The sequence below is a fragment of the Kurthia sp. FSL E2-0154 genome, assembly GCF_038003625.1.
Lineage (GTDB): Bacteria > Bacillota > Bacilli > Bacillales_A > Planococcaceae > Kurthia > Kurthia gibsonii.
This window is the reverse complement of the sequence record NZ_JBBOPO010000001.1, coordinates 2,070,560-2,095,494: the sequence shown is the minus strand read 5'-3', so window position 1 is coordinate 2,095,494 and position 24,935 is coordinate 2,070,560. Positions and strand designations below refer to the sequence as shown.

Annotated in this window: 26 protein-coding genes, 1 pseudogene and 1 riboswitch; of the genes and pseudogenes, 24 read left to right on the top strand and 3 right to left on the bottom strand. The window is 37.0% G+C overall.

Features of this window, described 5'->3' with window-relative positions; all coding sequences use genetic code 11:
* The 6 genes from cydS (at position 1) to MHB75_RS10340 (ending at position 4,123) form a co-directional block, all read left to right on the top strand.
* Positions 1-114 (top strand): cytochrome bd oxidase small subunit CydS, encoded by a 114-nt coding sequence (gene cydS / locus MHB75_RS15115; RefSeq protein WP_373863126.1) that lies wholly within the window; start codon positions 1-3, stop codon positions 112-114.
* A 211-nt stretch (positions 115-325) separates the two neighbouring features.
* The gene (rlmD, locus tag MHB75_RS10360) at positions 326-1,693 is read left to right on the top strand and encodes a 23S rRNA (uracil(1939)-C(5))-methyltransferase RlmD (RefSeq protein ID WP_340997557.1); all 1,368 of its coding nucleotides are present in this window, start codon (positions 326-328) and stop codon (positions 1,691-1,693) included.
* A gap of 342 nt (positions 1,694-2,035) precedes the next feature.
* Positions 2,036-2,482 carry an Hsp20/alpha crystallin family protein gene (locus tag MHB75_RS10355; RefSeq protein ID WP_340997555.1) on the top strand — a complete coding sequence of 149 codons (447 nt, stop codon included), beginning with the start codon at positions 2,036-2,038 and terminating at the stop codon, positions 2,480-2,482.
* A gap of 55 nt (positions 2,483-2,537) precedes the next feature.
* The gene (locus MHB75_RS10350; RefSeq protein ID WP_340997553.1) at positions 2,538-2,984 is read left to right on the top strand and encodes an Hsp20/alpha crystallin family protein; all 447 of its coding nucleotides are present in this window, start codon (positions 2,538-2,540) and stop codon (positions 2,982-2,984) included.
* 412 nt (positions 2,985-3,396) lie between these two features.
* The gene (locus MHB75_RS10345; RefSeq protein ID WP_340997551.1) at positions 3,397-3,762 is read left to right on the top strand and encodes a transposase; all 366 of its coding nucleotides are present in this window, start codon (positions 3,397-3,399) and stop codon (positions 3,760-3,762) included.
* Positions 3,746-4,123 carry a transposase gene (locus MHB75_RS10340; protein ID WP_340997549.1) on the top strand — a complete coding sequence of 126 codons (378 nt, stop codon included), beginning with the start codon at positions 3,746-3,748 and terminating at the stop codon, positions 4,121-4,123. Before MHB75_RS10345 ends, MHB75_RS10340 begins: the two co-directional genes overlap by 17 nt.
* Positions 4,124-4,277: 154 nt before the next feature.
* Here the strand turns inward: MHB75_RS10340 and MHB75_RS10335 are convergent, their stop codons facing one another.
* Positions 4,278-6,371, bottom strand: coding sequence for an ATP-dependent Clp protease ATP-binding subunit (locus tag MHB75_RS10335; RefSeq protein WP_340997546.1), 2,094 nt, complete (start codon positions 6,369-6,371; stop codon positions 4,278-4,280).
* A gap of 259 nt (positions 6,372-6,630) precedes the next feature.
* Positions 6,631-6,756: pseudogene (locus tag MHB75_RS10330) on the bottom strand (IS3 family transposase); the annotation flags it as partial.
* A gap of 40 nt (positions 6,757-6,796) precedes the next feature.
* Between MHB75_RS10330 and MHB75_RS10325 the strand changes: the two are divergent.
* The 17 genes from MHB75_RS10325 (at position 6,797) to MHB75_RS10245 (ending at position 23,576) form a co-directional block, all read left to right on the top strand.
* On the top strand, positions 6,797-6,997 hold the full coding sequence (locus MHB75_RS10325) for a hypothetical protein (protein WP_141274344.1): 201 nt from the start codon (positions 6,797-6,799) through the stop codon (positions 6,995-6,997).
* A 195-nt stretch (positions 6,998-7,192) separates the two neighbouring features.
* Entirely contained in the window at positions 7,193-8,086 is an 894-nt protein-coding gene (locus MHB75_RS10320; protein WP_340997543.1) for an SDR family oxidoreductase, read from the top strand.
* Positions 8,087-8,435: 349 nt separating this feature from the next.
* The gene (locus tag MHB75_RS10315; protein ID WP_340997542.1) at positions 8,436-9,647 is read left to right on the top strand and encodes an MFS transporter; all 1,212 of its coding nucleotides are present in this window, start codon (positions 8,436-8,438) and stop codon (positions 9,645-9,647) included.
* A 228-nt stretch (positions 9,648-9,875) separates the two neighbouring features.
* A complete protein-coding gene (locus MHB75_RS10310; protein WP_340997541.1) occupies positions 9,876-10,385 on the top strand; it encodes a YfiT family bacillithiol transferase in 510 nt (169 codons plus the stop codon).
* A 52-nt stretch (positions 10,386-10,437) separates the two neighbouring features.
* Entirely contained in the window at positions 10,438-10,917 is a 480-nt protein-coding gene (locus MHB75_RS10305; protein ID WP_340997539.1) for a peptide-methionine (S)-S-oxide reductase, read from the top strand.
* A gap of 65 nt (positions 10,918-10,982) precedes the next feature.
* On the top strand, positions 10,983-11,486 hold the full coding sequence (locus MHB75_RS10300; protein ID WP_340997538.1) for a YehS family protein: 504 nt from the start codon (positions 10,983-10,985) through the stop codon (positions 11,484-11,486).
* Positions 11,487-11,580: 94 nt separating this feature from the next.
* A complete protein-coding gene (locus tag MHB75_RS10295) occupies positions 11,581-12,393 on the top strand; it encodes a hypothetical protein (RefSeq protein ID WP_340997536.1) in 813 nt (270 codons plus the stop codon).
* A gap of 253 nt (positions 12,394-12,646) precedes the next feature.
* Entirely contained in the window at positions 12,647-12,796 is a 150-nt protein-coding gene (gene fbpA / locus MHB75_RS10290; RefSeq protein ID WP_121177588.1) for a Fur-regulated basic protein FbpA, read from the top strand.
* Between the two features lie 92 nt (positions 12,797-12,888).
* Positions 12,889-14,715, top strand: a complete 1,827-nt coding sequence (asnB, locus tag MHB75_RS10285) for an asparagine synthase (glutamine-hydrolyzing) (protein ID WP_141274352.1) — start codon at positions 12,889-12,891, stop codon at positions 14,713-14,715.
* A 23-nt stretch (positions 14,716-14,738) separates the two neighbouring features.
* Positions 14,739-15,728 carry a C39 family peptidase gene (locus tag MHB75_RS10280; RefSeq protein ID WP_340997533.1) on the top strand — a complete coding sequence of 330 codons (990 nt, stop codon included), beginning with the start codon at positions 14,739-14,741 and terminating at the stop codon, positions 15,726-15,728.
* Positions 15,729-15,792: 64 nt separating this feature from the next.
* The gene (locus tag MHB75_RS10275; RefSeq protein ID WP_068457215.1) at positions 15,793-16,965 is read left to right on the top strand and encodes a carboxylate--amine ligase; all 1,173 of its coding nucleotides are present in this window, start codon (positions 15,793-15,795) and stop codon (positions 16,963-16,965) included.
* A gap of 3 nt (positions 16,966-16,968) precedes the next feature.
* On the top strand, positions 16,969-17,673 hold the full coding sequence (locus MHB75_RS10270) for an aspartate/glutamate racemase family protein (protein ID WP_336663992.1): 705 nt from the start codon (positions 16,969-16,971) through the stop codon (positions 17,671-17,673).
* A gap of 157 nt (positions 17,674-17,830) precedes the next feature.
* Positions 17,831-19,105 (top strand): DEAD/DEAH box helicase, encoded by a 1,275-nt coding sequence (locus tag MHB75_RS10265; RefSeq protein ID WP_340997529.1) that lies wholly within the window; start codon positions 17,831-17,833, stop codon positions 19,103-19,105.
* Positions 19,106-19,127: 22 nt separating this feature from the next.
* Entirely contained in the window at positions 19,128-20,357 is a 1,230-nt protein-coding gene (locus tag MHB75_RS10260) for an aminopeptidase (RefSeq protein WP_340997528.1), read from the top strand.
* 209 nt (positions 20,358-20,566) lie between these two features.
* Positions 20,567-21,244, top strand: a complete 678-nt coding sequence (locus MHB75_RS10255; protein WP_121177576.1) for a response regulator transcription factor — start codon at positions 20,567-20,569, stop codon at positions 21,242-21,244.
* Positions 21,228-22,640, top strand: a complete 1,413-nt coding sequence (locus tag MHB75_RS10250) for a HAMP domain-containing sensor histidine kinase (RefSeq protein ID WP_340997523.1) — start codon at positions 21,228-21,230, stop codon at positions 22,638-22,640. The genes MHB75_RS10255 and MHB75_RS10250 overlap by 17 nt, the downstream gene beginning before the upstream one ends.
* Positions 22,641-22,703: 63 nt before the next feature.
* A complete protein-coding gene (locus MHB75_RS10245) occupies positions 22,704-23,576 on the top strand; it encodes a foldase protein PrsA (protein ID WP_340997521.1) in 873 nt (290 codons plus the stop codon).
* Positions 23,577-23,596: 20 nt separating this feature from the next.
* Here MHB75_RS10245 and MHB75_RS10240 read toward each other — a convergent pair whose 3' ends face one another.
* Positions 23,597-23,953, bottom strand: coding sequence for a DUF4870 domain-containing protein (locus MHB75_RS10240; RefSeq protein ID WP_325922734.1), 357 nt, complete (start codon positions 23,951-23,953; stop codon positions 23,597-23,599).
* Between the two features lie 115 nt (positions 23,954-24,068).
* A riboswitch (TPP riboswitch) is annotated at positions 24,069-24,168 on the top strand.
* Positions 24,169-24,262: 94 nt separating this feature from the next.
* Here MHB75_RS10240 and thiT point away from each other — a divergent pair.
* Positions 24,263-24,826, top strand: coding sequence for an energy-coupled thiamine transporter ThiT (thiT, locus tag MHB75_RS10235; RefSeq protein ID WP_340997518.1), 564 nt, complete (start codon positions 24,263-24,265; stop codon positions 24,824-24,826).
* The last annotated feature ends 109 nt before the right edge of the window (positions 24,827-24,935 follow it).

The following is a 24,935-nucleotide window of genomic DNA, read 5'->3' as shown; positions in this document are numbered from 1 at the left end:
ATGGAAAACTTTTTAATATTCTATGCACCATTTGTGATTGTAGTCGTAGCGATTATCATCAGTTTCTGGATTGCAAAAATGGATGGTCCAGCTACAAGAGATGAAAAAGAATAGTTCGTATATGAAAGAGGGAGTCGATTCAATCGATTCCTTCTTTTTTGCCTGTTTGTTTCGTGGTACAATAATAAGATTGAATGAAGCAACTGTGCATACGCTCGTTACGGCGTTTTGTATCACTGGATACAACTAAGTTAAAAAGGAGAACGCACATCGAAAAGACGTAACATTATAAGATTTTATAAATTTTCGATTGCGAATGTGAACAATGACTGTACCTGTAAAGAAGAATGACCGATTAACGGTTCATATAGAAGATTTAACACATGACGGTGCGGGTGTCGCAAAAGTAGACGGCTACCCGTTATTTATCCAAGGTGGTTTACCAGAAGAAACAGCCGAAGTACATGTATTAAAAACATTGAAAAATTATGGTTTTGCGAAAATAATCGACATCATCGAACCATCACCAGATCGTGTCGAAGCACCCTGTCCGATTTTTCATCAATGCGGTGGTTGCCAACTACAACACTTGTCATACGAAGGACAACTAAAGTGGAAACAAAACATGGTTGAAAATGTGATGAAACGAATCGGTAAGCTCGATGTACCTGTTCACCCTGTAAAAGGAATGACAGAGCCATGGCATTATCGTAATAAAGCGCAAATTCCATTCGGATTAGAGGGAGAAGTACCTGTAGCTGGTTTTTATAAAACGAAGTCACATGCGATTGTTGATACGAATCGCTGCTTGATTCAAACAGCTGAAGCAGATGCCATTTTAGAAGGCTTAAAACCGAAACTATGGGCGCTCGGCTTGACACCTTATGATGAAAAAACAAAACAAGGCTTACTGCGCCATGTGGTCGTTCGTAAAGCACGTACGACGGATGAAGTGATGGTCGTACTCGTAACGAAAAAACGTAAACTCGCGCAAAAAGAAGCCATCATTGAGACGATTCGTACACTTGTACCAAATGTACGCTCGATTATGCAAAATGTGAACGGACAAGATACGAATGTGATTTTCGGTAACGAAACACTACCTCTATGGGGCGACGAAGTAATTGAGGATTATATTGGAGATGTCCGCTTTGAAATTTCAGCGCGCTCATTCTATCAAGTGAACCCAATCCAAACAGAAGTACTGTATAAACAAGCATTAGCTTACGCAGACTTAACAGGTAATGAAACGGTAATTGATGCGTACTGTGGTATTGGAACAATCTCGTTATTCCTTGCAAAACAAGCCAAATCCGTGATGGGTGTTGAGATTGTGCCACAAGCGATTGAAGATGCCAAACGTAACGCAGCACTAAACGGCTTTACAAACACATACTTTGAAGCAGGCCCAGCAGAAGAAGTGATTCCTCGCTGGTATAAAGAAGGCAAAACAGCAGACGTACTCATGGTAGACCCACCACGAAAAGGCTGTGACGAAGCACTCTTAACAACCATCTTAGAACAAAAGCCGAAGAAGGTTGTCTATGTATCATGCAACCCCGCAACACTTGCCCGCGACCTTCGAATCCTTGAAGACGGCGGCTACAAAACAAAAGAAGTACAACCAGTCGACATGTTCCCGCACACAGCGCATGTTGAGGTGGTAGCGTTGATGTCAAGGGTAGATGAATAAGTGTAGTTAAAGCGTTGATGTAATAAGGTTTATAGGGTTTCGTCTTCGTTTATTTTATGTGAATAAACGGGCGGAATCATTTTTGTTGTTGGTGTTGGAAGTGCTGGAATTTGGGGTTGAGTTGATAGAATAGACTTGCAGTAGGGGAGTTGACAGAATGGATGACTTTCTATATAAAATGAATAATATATTTTTCATTTTATATAGAGCGATTTTTTTTAGTGAAAAAATAAAAAAACTATTGACAGATTTTAAAAAGTGGTGTATATAATAATTAGAGTTAGCACTCAACGACAGAGAGTGCTAATAATGAGGATGAAAATAAGTAAAGGAGTGGTTATTATGGCAGGATTAATTCCATTCAACAGAAAGCGAAATGATGTAGTGAATACTGGTTTTGAAGATTTTTCCAACATGATTGATGACTTTTTTACAGGTAGCTGGCCATTGCAAAGAAGTTTAGCGGCAGATACATTTAAGATTGACATTCAGGACAATGATACAGAGTACACAATTGAAGCAGAGCTTCCAGGAGTAAAGAAAGAAGATGTAGAGATTACGCTTAACGAAGGAAGACTCAACATTTCAGTGAAAAAAGAAGAAGTTTCTGAAGATAAAAACAAAAAATATATTCATCGTGAAAGAAAATATGCTCAGATGTCACGAAGCATATTCCTTGCAGATGCAAATGAAGAAAGTATTCAGGCAAAACTAGAAGAAGGTGTGTTGACAATTAAGGTACCTAAAAAGGAACAGGTCGACACCTCTAAACGCATCATGATCGAGTAATCGTTGTTTAACAATGTTAATATAAAAAATGAAAACAAGTAAAGGAGTGGTTATTATGGCAGGATTAATTCCATTCAACAGAAAGCGAAATGATGTAGCGAATACTGGTTTTGAAGATTTTTCCAACATGATTGATGACTTTTTTACAGGTAGCTGGCCATTGCAAAGAAGTTTAGCGGCAGATACATTTAAGATTGACATTCAGGACAATGATACAGAGTACACAATTGAAGCAGAGCTTCCAGGAGTAAAGAAAGAAGATGTAGAGATTACGCTTAACGAAGGAAGACTCAACATTTCAGTGAAAAAAGAAGAAGTTTCTGAAGATAAAAACAAAAAATATATTCATCGTGAAAGAAAATATGCTCAGATGTCACGAAGCATATTCCTTGCAGATGCAAATGAAGAAAGTATTCAGGCAAAACTAGAAGAAGGTGTGTTGACAATTAAGGTACCTAAAAAGGAACAGGTCGACACCTCTAAACGCATCATGATCGAGTAATGAAAGGACAGTACATTAGCACACTGGCACAACAACATGCCGGTGTGCTAATGCTTTTTAATTGAGAAATAGTAGCGTAAGTTCATTGGTATAAACATCTGAATTAATATAGAATAAAATATAGGTGGAAATCAATGGTATTAAAGACGTAAGTGGTTACTTGAAGAAACAGTTTATGAATCAAATCAAAGCATTGCTTGAAGCTGAAAGTGATCTTTAACGTAGGCATATAAAGTATGATAACAAAAACAAAGGAAACTAACTCTTTTTTATAAATGAAAAGCTGTTCCTAAAACTATTTTAAGCGACTATAGAGAGTTGGATATCAGGTGTGGTGTAAATTAATATTTTTCCTAGCTAATTGTATTATAACTTGACTTTTCAATATATTGATGCCTAAACCGGCACGATTTTGGATATTTTACCGAGTCGTTTCAGTTTTCATATTAAGAACCATTTCTACACGCGTTACAGCTATTGTGAACGCTGTTCGGTCAAAACCATTACGATTGATATGAATGCCGGATATGAAAAACTCATACAAGAACTGTTTCCAAAAGCGAAGATCATCATCGACCGATTCCATCTCGTTCAATTGATCAGTCGTTCGATGAATCAACTGCGAATCCAAGTCATGAATGGTTTTAGACGCGGGCACAACGAAGATCAGAAGAAATATCGTCGACTGAAAAGATATTGGAAACTACTTTTAAAAAACGAAAAAGACCTAACCTACGCCGTTTATAAACCGTTTGGGTTATTTGGGCAAACGACTTGACAGGACCGTTGTCGATACATTATTGAGTTATGATGAACGTTTACAAGTCAACTATACACTGTATCAATCCCTATTAAACGCCATGAAAGACAAAGATATAAACGCCTTACAAACGCTCTTAAAACAGCCTTTACACGAAGAAATTTCACTCGATTTTAGAAGAAGTATGCGCACATTAAAGCATCACTTAAGTTCCATTGAAAATAGTTTTATGTATCCATTCAATAACGGAAGAATTGAAGGCATCCACAATAAAATCAAAGTCTTAAATCGTGTTGCCTATGGGTATCGTAATTTCACGAACTACCGTCAGCGGATCTTCATTCATTTCAAATTGAAAAGAGCGAGCTGCGTTTCATAAATGAAACACAACTCGCTCGAAAAACCGACTCGTTTATTCTGTTAAATAGTCTCACCAACGTCATTTGACAAAGAACCGAAATTCTCTTATTGCTGTTTTTGATTTATATTCCAAACTCTTTTTTAATATAAATTTCTTTATTTAGTGTAACAGTTTATTTACCTTTAACTATTACTTCATCATTTTCAAGTACGATATCTACATGTTTTACGTCTGTATGATCTAAGTAGTAATCTGTGATTTTGTCGCGTACTTCTTGTTCAACAACACGACGTAACGGACGCGCACCCATTTGATCGTCGTAGCCTTTATCAATTAACCAATCTTTGACATCTTGTGTAACGTCCATTGTGATTCCTTTTTTATCTAATGTTTTTTGAACATCTTCTAGTAATAAGTTCACAATGTCTTTTAATGCATCTTTACCTAAATGATTGAATTTAACGATACCATTGAAACGGTTAAGGAATTCAGGGCGGAAGTATTTTTTCATTTCATCCATAATATCATCAAACTCTTCATTTCCATCACCAAAGCCAGCATTAGAAGTACAAATAATAATTGTGTTTTTAAAGTTAATGACATTACCTTGACCATCTGTTAAGTTACCATCATCCATAACTTGTAGTAATAAAGTTAAGATTTGTGGATGCGCTTTTTCAATTTCATCAAATAAGATAACTGAGTACGGGTTACGTCTAACTTTCTCTGTTAATGTGTTTGAATTATCATCATAACCTACATAACCAGCAGTTGTTCCAATCATTTTAGATACAGCAGTTTGATCACTATATTCACTCATATCTAAGCGAATTAATGCATCTTTATTACCGAATAAATCAATTGCTAACTGCTTTGCAAGTTCTGTTTTACCTACACCTGTAGGACCTACGAAAAGGAAGCTACCAATTGGGCGGTTGCCCTCATCAAATCCAGCACGGTTACGACGAATTGCACGAGAGACAAGATCAACAGCTCTATCTTGACCAATAATTTTATCTTTTAAACGCTTATTAATATTTTTCAATCTTTCGATATCACTTGCATCCATTTGAGATACAGGGATACCAGTTAAACGTTCAATTGAATCTAAAACGTCTTTTACAGTAGCTTTAGTATTATGTGCAACATTGCTATTTTTTAGTTTATCTTCTAGTTCTTTAATTTCTTTTTGAATTTTGTCAGCTTCTTTATATTCTTCATTACTCACGGCTTTACTTTTATCATCTTGTAATTGTGCAATGCGCTTTTCAATTTCCACTTTATCTATTGCGGGACTTTGTGCTGACAAGTGAGCTGCAGTAATATCTAGTACGTCAATAGCTTTATCTGGCAATAAACGTTGAGGAATATATTGAATGGATAAATCTACACAAGCTTTTAATACATCATCTGGTAGTTCAACATGGTGATGTTCTTCAAATTTTTCACGTATACCCTTTAGAATATTAAAAGTGTCATCAGCACTTGGTTCATTAACAAGTACTTCATTAAAACGACGTGCTAATGCAGCATCTTTTAAAATATTATTCCGATATTCATCTTGTGTAGTTGCACCAATAACTGAAATTTCACCACGACTTAATGCAGGTTTAATAATATCTGATAGCCCTTTGCTACCAGAATCACTGCCAGTTGAACCTGAACCAATAATTTGATGGATTTCGTCAAAGAATAACACAATATTTTTCTCTTCTTTAACCGCTGCAACTAATTTTTGAATATTTTCTTCAAAAGCACCACGATATTGTGTACCAGCTTCTAAGGAAGAAATATCTATTGAGATGATTTCTTTATCTTTAATAGATGATGGTACATTGCCTTTAACTATAGCTTGTGCTAAACCTTCAACAATAGCTGTTTTACCTACACCAGCTTCACCAACTAAAATAGGATTGTTTTTAGTACGTCTACTTAAGACTTCAGCAGTTTTTTGGATTTCTTTATCACGACCAATTACTGGGTCTAATAAACCATCGCGTGCTTCTTGTGTTAAATTACGGCCAATTTGATTTAAATAATTACCTTCATCATTTTGTCTTTGAGAATTAGATTGTTGAAATGCATGCGCGTTTTGCTCAGCAGAATTCCCACCTTGCTGCTGTCGTAATTGTGCTAATTGTTCCGGAGAAACTTCTTTGCCATTGATATAATATCTTTTAGTACCGCTATTGACAGATTCTTGCATATCTTGGAATATTCTTCTGAAAATTGAATCAAAATCATTATTGAAATATCCGTTATTCATACATATCACTCCTAAGAAATTTTAGAAATACTTAAGACAACAATAAATACTTAAGACAACAATTAAATCATATATATTATAATATATATATTATAATGAACTAATTGTACAAAATGGTACAATAGAACAAAGTGTCCATGATATCCCTTTTTTTAATGAGATAAAATATCTCCTCTTCCATAAAGTAACACTTCATTCTAAGTATTGTTTACAAGCATAATAAAATATACCTTGGAATGTCAACTCTAAACTGTACAAATTATTTAGAGTGCATCAACTTATATTCAGTAGGTGTTAAATAATCTAATGATTCATGTATTCTAATATTATTAAACCAATGGACATAATCAAAAAGTGCAAGATCAAGTGCTTGTTGGTCAGGGAAAAATGAAAATCGTATTGCATATAGCATAGATAAAATTGATGTGCTGAAAGAAACAGAATTAAAGCGTATTCGAAAGCGATTAATACAGCTTGACGTACTGAATTGGTCAGACGAATATATCATGGAGCATGTTCTTGATGGTACGATGTGGTCACTGCAAATCGACACACCTTTCGAACGAATTGAAAAGCATGGGCATCAAGAATTCCAAAGCAGTGGGATTCATTTGTACAGTGCTTAGAAAATGCACGTCGAAATGCCACCATTTAATTTTTGCCACCACGCCAGAGGCTAGTTCTTCTGGCGTTTTTTCATGTCTTTCTCTAGTAAAAATCGTTCAATCTGCCTATCATCCGTTTAATCCTTTTTCAAAAGGGAAAAATTGTAGGTGTGTATAGCATGAATTGATCGATAAAATGGGAGAGGATGAGTGAGTATGAAGAACGAACATTTAATTGATCCGCGTAAGAAGTTTTCGAATGAGGGTTTTCCAGATCAGGAGCAGGACACGCCTGCTTTACAGCAAAAGATGAAGCCGATGCCAGATTGTGGTGAGGTATCGTATAAAGGTTATGGTCGTTTGAAGGGGCGAAATGCGCTCGTTACAGGAGGCGATTCGGGTATTGGTCGTGCAGCGGCGATTGCGTATGCGCGCGAGGGAGCAAATGTAGCGATTCAATACTTCCCTGGTGAAGAAGCAGATGCGCATGAGGTAAAGGAAATTATCGAACAAGAAGGTCAGAAGGCACTTTTACTACCGTATGATTTACGTGAAGATGCGGCTGCTTCTGAAATTGTCGAAAAGACAGTCGAGGCATTTGGCGGTGTCGATATTCTTGTATTAAATGCGGCACAGCAAATTGCACAAGAGAGCCTGCAGGATTTACACATCAAACAGGTAGAAGATACGTATAAAGTGAATGTGATTAGCATGTATGAAACAGTGAAAGCAGCTGAACCACATTTAGAACCTGGAAGCGCCATTGTTACGACGACATCTGTACAAGCGTTTAATCCTTCTACGCATTTAATGGATTATGCAGGGACGAAAGCTGCGATTGCGAATTTTACTTTGAACTTATCCAGTTATTTTGCGCCAAAAGGGATTCGTGTAAATGGTGTAGCACCAGGACCAATTTGGACACCACTTCAATTAGATCATGGTCAATTGGAAGGAACGATTCCAAATTTTGGTCAAGATACATTACTTGGTCGCGCAGGACAACCTGTAGAGTTGGCACCTGTATATGTATTATTTGCTTCTGATGAAGGCAGCTACATTACAGGACAAATTTATGGTGTAACAGGCGGCGAAGCGATTGATTTGTAAAATGATGGATTTAATGACTTAAAAAAATCGTTTTAAGTGAAAATTTTTATTGTACATTGATTTCAAGTTTGCTAGAATTACTATTTGAAATAGCACACCTTTAAGAACAGTCCAGAGAGACTGAAAAGGGAACAACTTGAGAGCGAACTGTCTACATTTTTAGATGTCTTTGTTTATTCATGCCCTTTTTGTCTACTTTTGGACGAGAAGGGCATTTTTATGTGCTAAAAGTTACGTCACTCTTTTAAAAGTGGTCCTGTGAGGCCCAAAAGGAGAATGGAGTCTTTTCATCATCCATTCATCATAAAAGAGCTCGGTTACATCTTAGAGAACATTGGAGGATTTTGAAATGGACTATCGTAAAAAGACCGTCGTTGCGTCGGTCGCAGGTTTGACTTTAGAAGGTATGGACATTATGTTCATCTCATTTGCGATGACGATGATTATCGCAGAGTTTCACATTGATTTAGCAACAGGTGGATTGATTTCATCCATCACAAACATCGGCATGTTAATCGGTGGTATTCTATTCGGAGTATTAGCTGATAAATATGGTCGTGTCAAAGTTTTCACATATACAGTTTTGCTGTTCGCAGTAGGAACAGCTTTAACAGGTCTTGCGACAAATATTGAACAAGTGTACTTATTCCGCTTCATCGCTGGTCTTGGTGCAGGTGGTGAGTACGGTATTGGTATGGCGCTTGTTGCAGAAGCTTGGCCAAAAAATAAACAAGGTCGTGCATCTTCTTATGTAAGTGTTGGTGCGCAGTACGGTGTTATTTTAGCGGCATTACTAAGTGCAGTCATCTTACCAACATTAGGTTGGCGCGCACTATTCTTCGTAGGTGTAGTTCCCGTTATTTTCGCTTTCATCGTACGTAAAAATTTAGACGAGTCACCAGAGTGGTTAGAAGCTCAAAAATTGAAAAAAGCGAGTAACAAACGAGAGAAAAATAAATTAGGTCAGTTATTTAACTCATCAAAAACAACATTTACAACGATTGTATTAATGATTATGGCGACAGTACAAATCGCTGGTTATAACGGTTTAATGATTTGGTTACCGTCGATGTTACAACAATCACAAGGCTTATCGGTATCAGGTTCAGCACTTTGGACGATTAGTACAGCAGTCGGCATGATTATCGGTATGTTAACATTTGGTCAGTTCTTAGACCGTTTCGGTACAAAACGTGCTTTCGGGATTTTCTTACTAGCATCAGCGTGTGCAGTGTTTATTTACGCATATGCGACAGGTAGTGCCGGTGTATTAATCGGTGGAGCCATCGTCGGTTTCTTCTCAAATGGTATGTTTGCAGGATACGGTGCATTAATCGGCGGTCTATATCCAACCGAAATCCGCAGTACAGCGACGAATACAATCTTCAACTTCGGTCGTGCAGTTGGTGGTTTCTCACCAATCTTAGTCGGTTACATCTTACAAAATTACGATATGAAGATGGCGATGCTTTATTTAGCGGGCTTATACATTATCTCATTCGTTATGATGTTAACATTGAAAAAAGGAAGTACAACACCAGCAACACAGCTTGCGAATTAATCAAAAATGGCTTCGACATGGCAACATGTCGAAGTTTTTTATTTTGAAAAAATCAAGCCTAATTTAGTGCAAAAGGGTTATTTTGTTCGTTTTTTATCGAAAAAAAGACGGAAAAATGTTGGTTGATTCTAAATTTCTCTGATTTCATGCACGTATAATTTGTACTCCAAAATCAAAAGTAGGTATGATGTGATAAAGTAGTTTTATACATCAAAGGAGAGATGGCATATGGATGTAAAATATCCAATTGGTCAATTACAAGTACCAGAAGAAGTAACGTTTGAAGATGTCCAAGGGTGGCTTGAACAGATGGATACGTACACAGACCGTCTACGAAATGCAGTAGACGGATTAAGTGATGAAGAACTTGAAAAAACGTATCGTGAGGGTGCATGGAATGTCCGTCAACTTGTTCATCACATTGCAGATTCACAATTAAATATGTATCAACGTCTAAAGTTGGCACTGACAGATGATTGTCCGACAGTTCCAGCCTTTTTAGAAGAAGAATGGGCGATTACACCAGATACAGAAGTACCTGTGGAATATTCGATTCGCATGTTAGAAGGAATTAATGGGCGTATTATCGCATTAGGTCAAACACTTACAGAAGATCAACTGAATCGTTCATTTATCCATGAACAAAATGGTGAGATTCTCGTCTCAACGAAGATGGCGAAGTTGGCATGGCATGAAGAACATCATTTAGCGCATATTCAAATCGCATTAGAAAAATAATTTAGTGGCTGGGACTTTTCCTAGCCTTTTTACATAGAGGGGTTGTGGTGAGATGGAAACAGTTTATGTAGCTGGTGGATGTCTATGGGGTGTCCAAGCATTTTTTAAAACATTACCGGGTGTATTTGAGACAGAAGCAGGGCGTGCAAATGGCACAAACTCGACATTAGAAGGTGCATATGACGGTTATGCAGAATGTGTACGTGTTACATTTGATGAACAGGTAGTGACAGTCACACAATTGATGGGATATTTATTCGAAGTGATTGATCCGTATAGCGTCAATAAACAAGGAATCGACGTTGGTGAAAAGTATCGTACAGGATTATATAGTACAGAGGCGAAGCATTTGGAAGAAGCGAGAGCATTCATTGATGCACGTTTGGACCATGCAAAAATCGCAGTAGAAGTGAAGCCACTGACGAATTATGTGCGCAGTGCAGAAGAACACCAAGACCGCCTTGCGCGTTGTCCAGATGACTACTGCCATATCCCGAAACATCTGTTGGAGAAATACGTTACACAACACTAATGTCCATTCGCCTTTCTCGTCGTTCAATGTTAAACTATTGAAGTAAAGATTGTAGGAGGTTTAACATGACAAATAACGATATTTTAATTCGTCTACGTTATGCGTTAGATATTAAAAATACAGATGTAGTAGAGATGTTCCGTTTAGGCGGTATGAAGTACACAAAGGATGACATCTTAAATATGCTGAAAAAGGTGCAAGAAGATGAAGCACCACCAGCAGGTTATATTGAGGTAACGAATGACATGTTAGAAGCCTTTTTAAATGGCTTAATTACATTCAAACGTGGACCACAAAAGCCGAAGCCAGGTCAAGAAAAGCCAAAAGTAGAAGCAGTGAAAGATCATGCGAATAATATGCTAATTAAAAAAGTGAAAATCGCATTATCGATGACAAGTGAAGATGTACTCGACATACTATATGATGGTGGCGTAAGTGTATCAAAAGGTGAGTTAGGTGCGATTTTACGTAATCCAACACATCGTAACTATAAAGCTTGTGGCGACCGTTTCGCCCGTAACTTTTTACGTGGTTTGACAATGCAATACCGCGAAGATACAAAAGCATAAATGATGACACCAAAACGCAATTGTGTTTTGGTGTTTTTTTATCTATTTTCTATTCATGTTGTCGATATTATAAAAAACAACTAGGAGCTACAACATGAAAAAATACATACTTATTCTACTTTTATTTTTAAGCTGCCTTACGGTCGCATTTGAAAAGAACGTAGCAGCTAAAACAAACACCATTACTTTTTCGAATAAACAAGTGATGAAAACTTGGTTTTATCCTTATCGAGATCCAGCAGGGAAGGTTGCGGCAAATGCGATTCGTAGTCTACAAGGTTTTACAATCAATGCGAAAAAGGATATTTATGTGAGCTATGCGACAGATGACAAAACAACATATGGCTATATTTATCACTATTATTCAACAGGAAAACTAGTAAAGAAAAGTACGCGTCTTGTGATAGGACATGGACAAGCGATTTCTAATTATAAAGATTCAATTTATGTCGTTGTAGATATTTCAGGTAAGAAAAGCTATCAAATGTACAAAATCGATGAAAAAACATTGCGTGTGAAGCAGTCATGGATACTGCCATCTAATATTCACCCGAACGTACTCTACATGCATAATGAACGCGAAGCTTCTGTCGTATCGAAAGTAACAGAGGGTTATCATATCAATCGTATTACATTAACAGGTAAGCAAGCTGTACTGGATACGAAGAAAAGAATCGTTGTAAAAGGATTAGTTGGAACAACAGTTAAAAAACCAGTTCAAGGCTTTACGTATGAAAAAGGGCTTTATTATATTTTGTCAGATGGTCAATATGGTGTGATTGATGCGAAAGGTAATCTAAAACGAATAGCACTGCAGACAAAGCGAGAACCAGAAGGGATTGGCTTTGTGAATGGGAAAATGGTGATGGCATTTAATAATCTGAATGAACTATTCAAACAAAAATAAAATGCGTCAAATCAATTGGTAGAAAATGATGGGAAATGGTTGTGTGAAAGGGAACTTAGGCATAAAATGAAAACGTACGATATTTCGCCTTTTTTCTTCTGAAAAATCATGATTTATGCAACTTCTTTCGTTTTTTGAGGTCCTATTAGCGTAGAAACCGAACAAGTGGTAGAACCTCAATGACTTTAATCGTTTGAAAAAACGATGAGAGGGTATGGATTGTGTAGCATTGAAGAAGAAGGAGTACGATCGTATGACACAACAAGACCGACAAAAACAGACATTAAAAGATGATGTAATCGATCAACTAATGGCGATTGGCGTATATAAAATCAAAGACTTACAACTATATCAAGTTCCATTACATATCCTTGTTCAGGAGTATAGAAAACACGTAAGTTAATTGAAAAAAAGCGAGAAGAATACAAGAAAAAATGTTAAAATGAAGAGATTGAAATAGGACATTGATTGTAATAGATAGGAGAATATAAATATATGTGTGGATTTACAGGATTCGTAGGCGAAGTAGCAAACTCAGATGTAGTTTTAGAAAATATGATGAACCAAATTATTCATCGTGGTCCAGACTCAGCAGGGGCTTATACAGATGGTGAGGCGGCACTTGGTTTCCGTCGTTTAAGTATTATTGACGTAGAGCATGGTAGCCAACCAATTTACAACGAAGATCGTTCACTTGTATTGATTTTCAACGGTGAAATTTACAATTTTGAATCAATTCGTGAAGACTTAATTGCAAAAGGACATACATTTACAACACATACAGATAGTGAAGTATTAATTCATGGTTATGAAGAATACGGTACAAAATTAGTACAAAAACTACGTGGCATGTTTGCGTTTGTTATTTGGGATAAAAATAACAAAAAATTATTTGCGGCACGTGATATGTTTGGTATTAAACCACTTTATTATGCGCAAATGAACGGTACATTAATGTTTGGTTCAGAAATCAAAAGTTTCTTACCACACCCTCATTTCGAAAAAGCATTAAATGAAAAAGCGTTAAAACCATACTTAACATTCCAATTCCCTGTATTAAACGAAACATTCTTTAAAGGCGTATTCAAAATGCCAGCAGCTCATTATATGACATATGAGAACGGTAAAGTTGAAATTACACGCTACTGGGAACCAAAATTCAATCCAGAAGAGCGTCCACTAGATGAAATCGTAAGTGAGATTGATGATACAGTACGTGAATCCATTAAGGCACACGAATTCTCAGATAAGAGCGTAAAAGTAGGTTCATTCCTATCTTCAGGCGTAGACTCTAGTTATGTAGCATCTGTTTTAAAACCAGATAAAACATTCTCAGTCGGTTTCGCAGCGAAAAAATTCTCAGAAGTAGACAACGCAAAAGCATTATCTGATGAATTAGGCATTGAAAACGTAAGTGAAGTATTAGATCCAGAAGAATGCTTCAATAAAATTGGTGATATTCAGTACATGATGGATGAACCACATTCAAACCCATCAATCGTACCACTTTATTTCTTAGCAGAACTAGCGCGTAAACATGTGACAGTTGTTCTTTCAGGTGAAGGAGCAGATGAATTATTCGGTGGTTACGAAGAATACGATGATTCACCAACGATGCGTAAATATAAAAAAGTACCAGGATTCATCCGTAAACCAATTGGTAAAGTAGCAGAAGCATTACCAGAAGTACGCGGTAAACACTTCTTAATGAAGGGTGGCTTACCTGTTGAAAAAACATTCATCGGACAAGCACACATTTTCGAAGAAGATGAGTCAGCAGCAATCTTAAAACCAGAATTCTTAGATGCGCCAACAGTTGAAGAAATCGTTATGCCTGTTTATCGTAAAAATCCAAACGAAGATGATTTAACGAAAAAACAATTACTAGACTTAAACTTATGGCTAGTGGATGACATTCTATTAAAAGCAGATAAAATGTCAATGGCACATTCAATTGAGCTACGTGTACCATTCTTAGATCGCGAAATTATGCGTGTCGCTTCAAAAGTACCTGCACGTTACCGTATCAATGAAGAAAATACAAAATACGCATTCCGTAAAGCATCTGAACGTGCGTTACCACAAGAGTGGGCAAAACGTAAAAAGATTGGTTTCCCAGTGCCAATTCGTCTATGGATGCAAGAGGAAAAATACTATAACCAAATTAAAGCAACATTCGAATCAGATACAGCAGCGAAATTCTTCGATCAAAAAGCGATTGTACAATTGTTAACAGATCATTATGAAGGAAAAGCGAAAAACCAACGCAAAATTTGGTCAATCTATGTATTCCTTGTATGGTATAACCAATATTTCGGATAATCTGATTGAGGGAGCTAATGACATTGTTTAAGAGAAGTAAAGTCAGTTTGTCTTTGCTCCTCTTTTGCATTTTATTACTTAGTGCATTATTAGGTGGATGTACGAGCATTTTTCCTGCAAAAGAGGAGCAATCAGAAAAAGCGATTAAAATATTGATTGTGGAGTTCGGAAGCGGGACGCCTATCCCTAATATGAAAGTGAACATTCGTGACGCGAATACGAATGAGTTGGTTATGGAAAAAACAGCAGATGCCAATGGAGAAGTGGATATCTATGGTTTAAAAGACGGTAAGAAGTATCTCTTTACACCGTCTTCTATTTATGAGAGTGAGAGCGAAGGGATTGCTCAACTTGTCAAAGTAGAAGAATCAACAAGTTATATTCGTTTAGAAACGTACTATGTACGTAATCACAAAGGAGCCAATGTACCTGTTGTTTTGCAAAAGCCTGTTTTTCCACATGGTTGTGAAATTACAGCATTAACAGCAGTTCTACAATTTTACGGAGCCAATGTGACAAAAGAAGTCATGGAGAAAAAATATTTACCAAAAGGGCCACTTGTGCGAGCAAATGGTGTTTGGATTGGTCCTGATCCAGCGAAAAAATATGCTGGAAACCCTGCAAGCGAGACGGACGGTATGTATGCTTTTGCGCCTGTAATTGAAAAAGCAGCACAAAATTACATTAAGCAAACAAAAACAGCATTAAAAGTTCATAACATGACAGGTGCTTCAAAAGAACAAATTTTGGATAAAGTAAATAAAGGAATTCCGGTCATTACATGGGTGACACTTGATTTAACACCACCGCAAATGAAACAAGGGTGGACGATTAAAGGAACAGATCATCGCATCGAAATGTATCGTAATTTACATGTTGTTGTTGTGACAGGCTATCAAGATGGAAAAGTAATTGTAATGGATCCATTAAAAGGATATGTCGTCCATAATGAAGAAGACTTTTTTAAAAGTTTTAAAGAGATGAAATCACAAGCAATTGTGCTTGGAAAATAAAGATAAGGCAGATGATGAACAAGTGGCAGAGCAATCATTTTTACCCATTTTAATAGGTTCCGACATGAATGCCTATGGAATGGCACGTGCTTTTTACGAAGCATATGGAATTAAATCCGTCGTTATTGGACGTGCACATTTAACACCAACACAAAATAGTCGTATTTTAGACTTCTACGAAGAACCAAAGTTAAAAGAAGACTTTTTAGCAATTATGCAACGTACTGCGAAGAAATTTGCAGGGCAAAATTTATTATTAATGGGTTGCGGTGATGATTATGTAAAACTCATTATTAAAAATAAAGATGAGCTTGTAAAAGACTTTACGGTGCCTTACATTAATGAAGAATTAATGGATCAAATTCTCTTAAAAGAGAATTTCTACGAGATGTGTGAAAAGTATAATTTCAGCTATCCGAAGACAGATATCGTTACAGCTGAAAACTACGAGAACTTCTCGCCAGATATTCAATATCCAATCATTTTAAAAGCATCGAATTCAGTGGAATACTGGGCTTGTTCTTTCCCAGGTAAGAAAAAAGTATTCGTTGCACAAGATGAGGCTGAAAAAACTGCGATTTTAAAAGCAATCTATTCATCGTCTTACCAAGATGCGATGATTGTACAAGAATTCATTCCTGGTGACGACTCATATATGCGTGTATTAAATGCGTATATTGGAACAGATGGTAAAGCGAAATTAATGTGTTTAGGTAATCCAATTCTTGAGGAACACTCACCTGAAGGAATCGGTAGTTACGCAGCAATTATTACAACATACGATAAAGAGTTAATGGACCAAGTGAAGTTCTTCTTAGAAGATATCGGTTTTGAAGGTATTGCCAACTTCGATATGAAATATGATTACCGCGATGGTAAATATAAATTATTCGAAATTAACTTACGAAATGGTCGCTCAAGTTACTATGTGACAGCAGCTGGCTATAACTTAATGCAATATGTAGCAGATGACTACATGCTTGGTAAAAAACAAGATTTAGTCTATGCAGATAATGAGCATTTATGGACGGTTATTCCGAACGGTGTATTATTCAAATATGCACAAAACCCAGAGTTGAAAGCAAAAGCACGTCAACTCATTAAAGAAGGTAAAGTAACGAATTCATTATTCTATAAGGAAGATATGAATGTAACACGCTACGCAAAACTGACATTAAACAGTCTGAACTATTACCGCAAATATAAAAAATACTTTAATAAGAAGGGCTTGTCTTAATCTATGACTAAGAAAACATTAGGTATTATTGGTGGTGTAGGTCCATTAGCAACGATGTTGTTAGGGGAGATGATTGTCCGAAGAACGAAAGCTTCGACAGACCAAGAGCATATGCATTGTATCATTGATAATGATACGAGAATACCTGATCGTACAGCTTATATTTTAGATCATACAAAACCCAACCCGCTTCCTGTCATGGTACAAGATGCGGGGAAATTAGTCGGAATGGGTGTAGATGTAATCTGCATTCCTTGTAATACAGCACATTATTTTTATGACGATTTAGCAAAAGACACAGCCGTACCGATTTTGCATATGATTCGTGAAACTGCACAAAAAGTGAAAAATCTCGGTGCAAAAAAAGTAGGTGTCCTTGGAACAAAAGGAACACTTTCAACGAATTTATATCAAAATGCTTTACGCGAACAAGGGATTGAGCCAATCGTTCCAGATGATGCGTTACAAGATGTATTAATGGAAATTATTTATGAGTATATAAAGGCTGGGCGCAGCATTTCGAGAGAGATGTGGCAGCGTATTGAAGATGCAATGTTTGCAGAGGGCTGTGACCATATTGTATTAGGATGCACTGAATTATCCATTGTCAATCGCGATTTTGCATTGGACCAAGATTCACGTTACGTGGATGCGATGGTAACATTAGCAGATCGTGCGATTGAAGTATGTGGATATGAACATGTATAAATAAGCATCAGAGAGGGAGGAATCACAGCATGTATGTGGTTTCTCCTTCTTCTTGCAACTTGAATTCATGGAAACGTAGGAATTTTGTATAAAACAGATGCTCACATAGCGACAATTTATGTTTTAATTAAAGAAGATGAAAGAAGGTGGCGTTAAAATGACTTTTTTAACACAATTAAATGAAGATTTACAAGCAAAATGGAAATTTGAAAAAACAATGCCGATTCAAGATGAGATGATTCCAGCGATGTTAGCTGGACATGACGTAATTGCTGAATCGCCAACAGGAACAGGGAAAACATTAGCGTATGTCTTGCCAATCCTTCAACAAGTAGATGGTACAAAGAAAAATACACAGGCGTTAATCGTTGCACCGTCACAAGAACTTTGTATGCAAATTACAGATGTTATTCGTGACTGGACGGCTGGAACACCGATTACAGTTGTACCGTTAATTGGTGGTGCAAATACAGCGCGCCAAATCGAAAAGTTGAAGAAAAAACCAACAATTGCAGTGGGAACACCAGGGCGACTAAACGAATTAGTACGTGCGAAAAAATTAAAATTACATGAACTGCGTTACATCGTATTAGATGAAGGTGATCAATTACTTGGACGTGAATCACGTGTGATTGTGAAATCATTCATTGATGGCGCAAACCATGACCGTCAAGTAGCTCTTGTATCAGCTACAATTACAGATGAGATTGAATTAGTAGGCGAACGTCTAATGTCTGAACCGAAGCGCTTTAAAGTACGTCCAGAAGATATTCCAGACCAAGGGAAAGTCATTCATTCATATATGAAAGTAAGCGTACGTGAAAAAACAGAATTACTACGTAAACTATCTCATATTGAAGGATTACGTGGTCTTGCATTTGTGAATAACTTAGACCAATTACTAATGAAAGAAACAAAGTTACAATATTTAAATGCACCGATTGCTGTACTGCATGCAGAGATGAAAAAAGAAGAGCGTAAACAGGCGCTTGAAGCATTCCGTAAAGGAAAAATCCGTATTCTAATTGCAACAGATGTAGCGGCACGTGGTTTAGATATTATGGGCTTATCACATGTGATTCATGTGGATGTGCCACATAACCGTGAACAATATTTACATCGTTCAGGCCGTACAGGTCGTGCAGGTAAAAGTGGTGAAGTTTTAACACTTCTTACTTCATTCGAAGAAAAAGAATATAAACAATATACACGTGAACTAGAAGACCGTCCGACTGAACGTATTTTAAAAGGTGGACAGCTGATGGATGGTAAGGGTGAATATCCACATGCTTCACGTAAACCAGAAGAATTACGTCGTAAACAACAGAACCGTCGTGGTGGTAATGTTGGCAATCGTGATTCCAAACAAGCAAATGGTTCAAAAAAACCGTATAATCAAAGTGGAAGAAAATTTTCAAGCAAAAAGAAATAAGTAAATAAAGGGGTATGATGAGATGAGTTTTGAAGAAAAATTAGCGCAATTTGCAGAATTAGCTGTAAAAGTAGGCGTAAACGTTCAAAAGGGGCAAACACTTTTAATTAATACTTCAACAGATACAGTTGAGTTTACACGTATGGTTGTGAAAAAAGCGTATGAAGCAGGGGCAGCACGTGTAACTGTTAATTTTTCAGATGAAGCAATTGATCGCGCATTATTTGATTACGCACCTGTAGAGGAATTCGAAAAATATCCACGCTGGATTGCAGAACAACGCGATGAATTAATCGAGCGTAAAGGTGCATTACTGTGGATTGATGCAGCAGATCCAGACTTATTAACAGGTGTTCCTGTGAATAAATTATCAACACATCAAAAAGCAGCAGGTAAGGCACTTGAAAATTATCGTGATGCTGTAATGAACGACAAAATTGCATGGTCAATTATCGCCATTCCTTCAAAAGCTTGGGCGAAAAAAGTATTCCCGCACTTACCAGAAGAAGAACAAGTTCCAGCACTTTGGGAGGCCATCTTCAAAACAGTTCGAATTGGTGAAGGCGATGCGGTACTAAACTGGGAAGAGCATCTGATTAAATTACACGCACGTGCAGATTTATTAAATGCGAAACGCTATGCAAAATTACACTACACAGCACCAGGTACAGATTTATGGATTGAATTACCTGAAAAACATATTTGGCAAACAGGTTCAAGTCGTACACCAGAAAAAACAGAATTTGTAGCGAATATGCCAACAGAAGAAGTGTATACATTACCTTCTAAGTATGGTGTGAATGGCTATGTATCGAATACAAAACCACTTGTATATCAAGGAAATATCATTGATAAATTTACACTGGCATTTGAAGATGGTGTCATTGTCAAAGCAGAAGCAGAGATTGGACAAGACTTATTACAAGAGATGATTTCTTCAGATGAAGGTTCAAAATATCTTGGTGAGGTAGCACTTGTACCGCATGAATCACCTATTTCTGCATCAAATATTTTATATTACAACACATTATTCGATGAGAATGCTTCAAATCATTTAGCTGTTGGTGCAGCATATCCAACATGCTATGAAGGCGGAAGCGAATTATCTGAGGCTGAACTAGACGCACATGGTATTAACTCATCGATTACACACGAAGATTTCATGATTGGTAGCGGTGAGATGGATATTGATGGTATTTTGGCAGATGGTACAGTTGAACCAATCTTCCGTAAAGGAAATTGGGCATTTTAAATAAATAGAAACAATAGCTTAGGTTATAGGTGTAAACACACCATTTGATATGAGTATAAGAAAAACTGGAATCGTGTTGTGGCGCGGTTCCAGTTTTTCGTTGCGCACTCTAAAAAGAAAAGCGAAATGTTTTATCTATTCGTAGACATCTAGTTGACGTATAAACAGGGTAAAATAAGCATACGTGAATAAATGAGGAGCGAATGAACATGAAAGTATTAATTGTTGAAGATGAACAAGCCATTAGCCAAGTGTTAAAGGTTTATTTACGTAAAGCAGGTTTTGAAACAGAACAAGTCTTTACAGGTAGTGAGGCCTTTTTTATATTTGAACGTTTTCAACCAGACCTTGTATTACTTGATGTGATGTTACCAGGAAAAGATGGTTGGACAATTTTAAAAGAAATTCGTGAGCAGTCACAAACACCTGTGATTATGTTGACTGCACTTGGTGACACACATTTTAAATTAGATGGCTTAAATGGTGGCGCAGATGACTACATTGCCAAGCCTTTTGAAGCAGAGGAAGTGGTAGCGCGGATTAAAGCCGTGTTAAGACGCGTGAATCAACCACAACATGCAGTGAAGCAGTTTGGAGCTTTACAAATTGATTCAACAGCGCATCAAGTTCACCTGCATGGAGAAGAAGTGACACTCACGCCACGTGACTTATCCGTACTATTATTTTTAGCAGAACATCCGAATCAAACATTCACACGTGATCAATTATTAGAGCATGTGTGGGGCTGGAACTACGATGGAAGTGACAGAGCAGTTGATTTATCTATTAAAAGACTGCGTAAGGCGTTACAAGCGTGGTCAGCCGATGAGGGTGAAATCCGTACACTGCGAGGATTGGGGTATCAACTACGTGTTCAAAAATCGTAAACGCATCTCACTACAAACGTATTGGATGACGCGCTATTTACTCGTATTACTCATTGGTTTAGCAATTGTGGCACTTATTTCAGCCATATGGATTCGTCATACAAACGTATCGTATCGCATGGATACAATGGAAGTACTAGCAGAACAAATAACAAACCAATTAACAGATGTAGAGAATCCAACAAATGATGTGCCGAATCGTTTTATTGGCGATCCTGAGAAGTTCCCAAGACAAGATATAAAACCAAAAGTCTATATAACAAATACAGACGGGGATGTACTAAATGAACGTGCTATGGGACCAAAAATCACCAAAATTCCAAAAGAGGTACTAACTTCTTCAGATGAAAAACAGACACTAAAAGACTTAGATGGTATATCGCAAACCTACTATATGGTGAAGAAAAAAGTAGAAATGGATGAGAAGCATGTAGGCTGGGTTGTTATTATGGAAGATGAAAAAATGATGACGCGCTCGAATCAAGCATATGGTCAACTAGCACTAATGATTGGAGCACTTGCACTCATTGGACTTGGAGCTAGCTATTATTTAACTTCTCGATTAGTTCGTCCAATTCGGGAGGTAGCTGTAGCAGCCAAGCAAATCCAAGAAGGGAATTATGCTATCTCTTTGCCAGATCATCCAAAGGAACGAGAAGTATATGAACTTGTCACGTCATTTACTGAGATGGCGAATCGTCTTGAACAACTTGAAGCGATGCGCACAGAGCTTTTAGCAGGTGTAACGCATGAATTAAAAACGCCTGTAACAGCAATTGACGGCTTACTTCAAGCATTAAAAGACGGTGTTGTTACAGGAGAGGAAGCACGTGAATTTGTACAGATGGCAATGGTCGAAACGAAGAAAATGAAAACGATGGTAGGTGACTTACTTGCTTTTAACTCGTTTGCAGTCAATGCCATCCCACTTAAATTTGAAACTAAAGAAATCAATTCGTATGTAGAAAATACAATGAAACAATGGCAAACTACACAAGAGTTTGAACAAGTTCAGATTACATTAGATGAACATGTAGAACCAATTCACCTCTCGATTGATCCCGTCCGCTTCCAACAAATTTGTACGAACTTATGGACGAATGCAGCACAGGCAATGCATGAACAAGGTCATATTCATATTCGTCTGCAAGCAGATAAAGAAAAGGTGCGGATTTTTGTTCAAGACGAGGGAAGTGGTATTCCGAAAGAAGAACAGCCACTTATTTTTGATCGTTTTTACCGAGGTGAAAATAAGAAGTATGCGATTCGAGGTTTAGGATTAGGCTTACCACTGAGCAAAATGATGGCACAGTCAATGCAAGGTGACTTACGTTTAGTGCATAGCGATGAACAAGGTACGTGTTTTGTGATTGAACTGAAAAGAAATGAAGCATGACATCTCGTTGACACATTCCTTCTTTATAGTGAAGATAGTTCAAAAATAAGGAGTGTCAAATAGATGAAAAAGAGAATGATCTGGGCAATCGCTATCATCTTTGTTTTAGTTGTTGGAAGTGGTGTATATTATGCAACAGCCAAAACAGGATATGTCGCAAAAGTAGGCGATACGAAAATCACACAACAGCAACTGAATAATGTTTTAAATAAACAATATGGTAGTGCAGCACTTGAAACATTAATTCAAGACCAAGTAATTACACTTGAAGCAGAAAAACAAAAAGTAACAGCAAGTGATGCAGAAGTAGATGCACAATATAAAAAAGTCGAAACACAATACGGCGGAGCAGATGCACTTGAATCAGCACTTGAATCGAATAACATGTCGAAATCTGATTTTAAAGCGAATTTAAAAACGTATGTACTCGCATCTAAAATGATTGAGAAGGATTTAGATACATCTGACGAAACATTAAAAGCTTATCTAAAAGAAAATCAATCTACATTCGATACAGCAGCGCAAGTGAAGGCCAGTCATATTCTTGTAGAGAAAAAAGCAACTGCGACAAAAATTAAAAAAGAGTTAGATGCAGGTGGTGACTTTGCAAAATTGGCGAAGAAATATTCAACTGATACTGCGACGAAAAGTAAAGGTGGCGACTTAGGCTACTTTACGAAATCAGAAATGGTGGAAGAATTTGCAACACAAGCTTTCAACATGAAAAAAGGTGATATTAGTGACCAAATCAAAACAGATTATGGTTACCATATTATCAAAGTAACAGGTACAGTCGATGCAAAAACAGCGAAGTATGAAGATGTCAAAGACAAAGTAAAAGAAGCGTATATTGAAGCGCAAATTAGCGCACAATATTCAAGTTGGTTAACAGAGAAAATGGCAAACTACGACATTACAAATACAATCAGTAAATAAAAAAAGGAGCAGTATGAGAATTATCTCTCATCTGCTTCTTTTTGCGTTAATACTTGTACACCGCGAACGATATTCCAAATGACAATCGCCAATGAGAATAAAGCCATGAAAATGATGAAAATAATGACACCTATACCAAGTGCAGCACCTGTTGAATCACTCATTTCAGCTGATGCAAAGATACCCATTGTTGCTAAAATAATAAAGAAAATAACTGCAGGAACATAAAGTAACAAGTGAGAAATAAGTGCATGTGTTGCGTGTTTTTTTACATCACGATCTTTTACAACGAGCATAACAATCAGCGGTAAAATAAAGCCTGCAAAGAAAATACTGAAGTAACAAAGTGATGATAAAATACGATTATTCTGTTCCATGATAACCCTCCCTTTTGTTCATAATAACTTATATACGTATAAAAATGGAAATCGTTTCATGCTATTGCTATATTTCGTTAAATTCAGTAGAATGAGAGTGTTCAAAAATAATGATGTAAACCACAAGGGGTGCATACGTGCTGAGAGAGAGTTTCGACTCCAACCCTTCGAACCTGTAAGTTAACACTTGCGTAGGAATGTGGATAGAAACCGACATATAACGATGTCAGGCTCTGTCCTGATGTCGTTTTTTTATCTAGATTACCACAGGAATTGTGTAAGACATCAAATTAATGGAGGTTCATAAAGATGAACAAACAACGATTATTAATGATGATTGAGGTGGCCATTTTTGCGGCGATTGGTTTTATTTTAGATAAACTATCGTTTTCGATTTGGGCACAGGGTGGTTCCATTAGTTTAGTTATGGTACCAATCGTATTGATGGCGATGCGTTGGGGAACATTACCAGGGCTTGCGACAGGTCTTATTGTAGGGGTACTACAAGTTTTAACAGGTGCAAGCATTTTAACCCCATTACAAGGGTTTTTAGATTACTTCTTTGCGTTCACAATTGTTGGGATTGCAGGCGTTTTCCGTCCAATGGTGATTCGTGCTTCAAAACAGAAAAAAGATGGCGCAATGCTTGGCTGGATTTTAGTGGGTACAGCAATTGGTGGAATTCTACGACTGATTTCACATACAGTAGCAGGCGCAGTATTCTTCGCAAGTTATGCGGGCGACCAAAACCCGTGGATTTATTCGGTTGTTTATAATAGCTCGTATATGATTCCATCTATTATTTTAACAGCTGTCGTGATTTATCTATTGTTTAGAGCAGCACCTAAGTTATTCGTTCAAAAGACGTATTAAGAATAAAAACGTAGCGACTAAGAAATCGTTACGTTTTTTATTATATATATATCCACCTAAATAAAAACTTTTACTGAATGTATGAAAGAATGCATAGACTTTTTATATG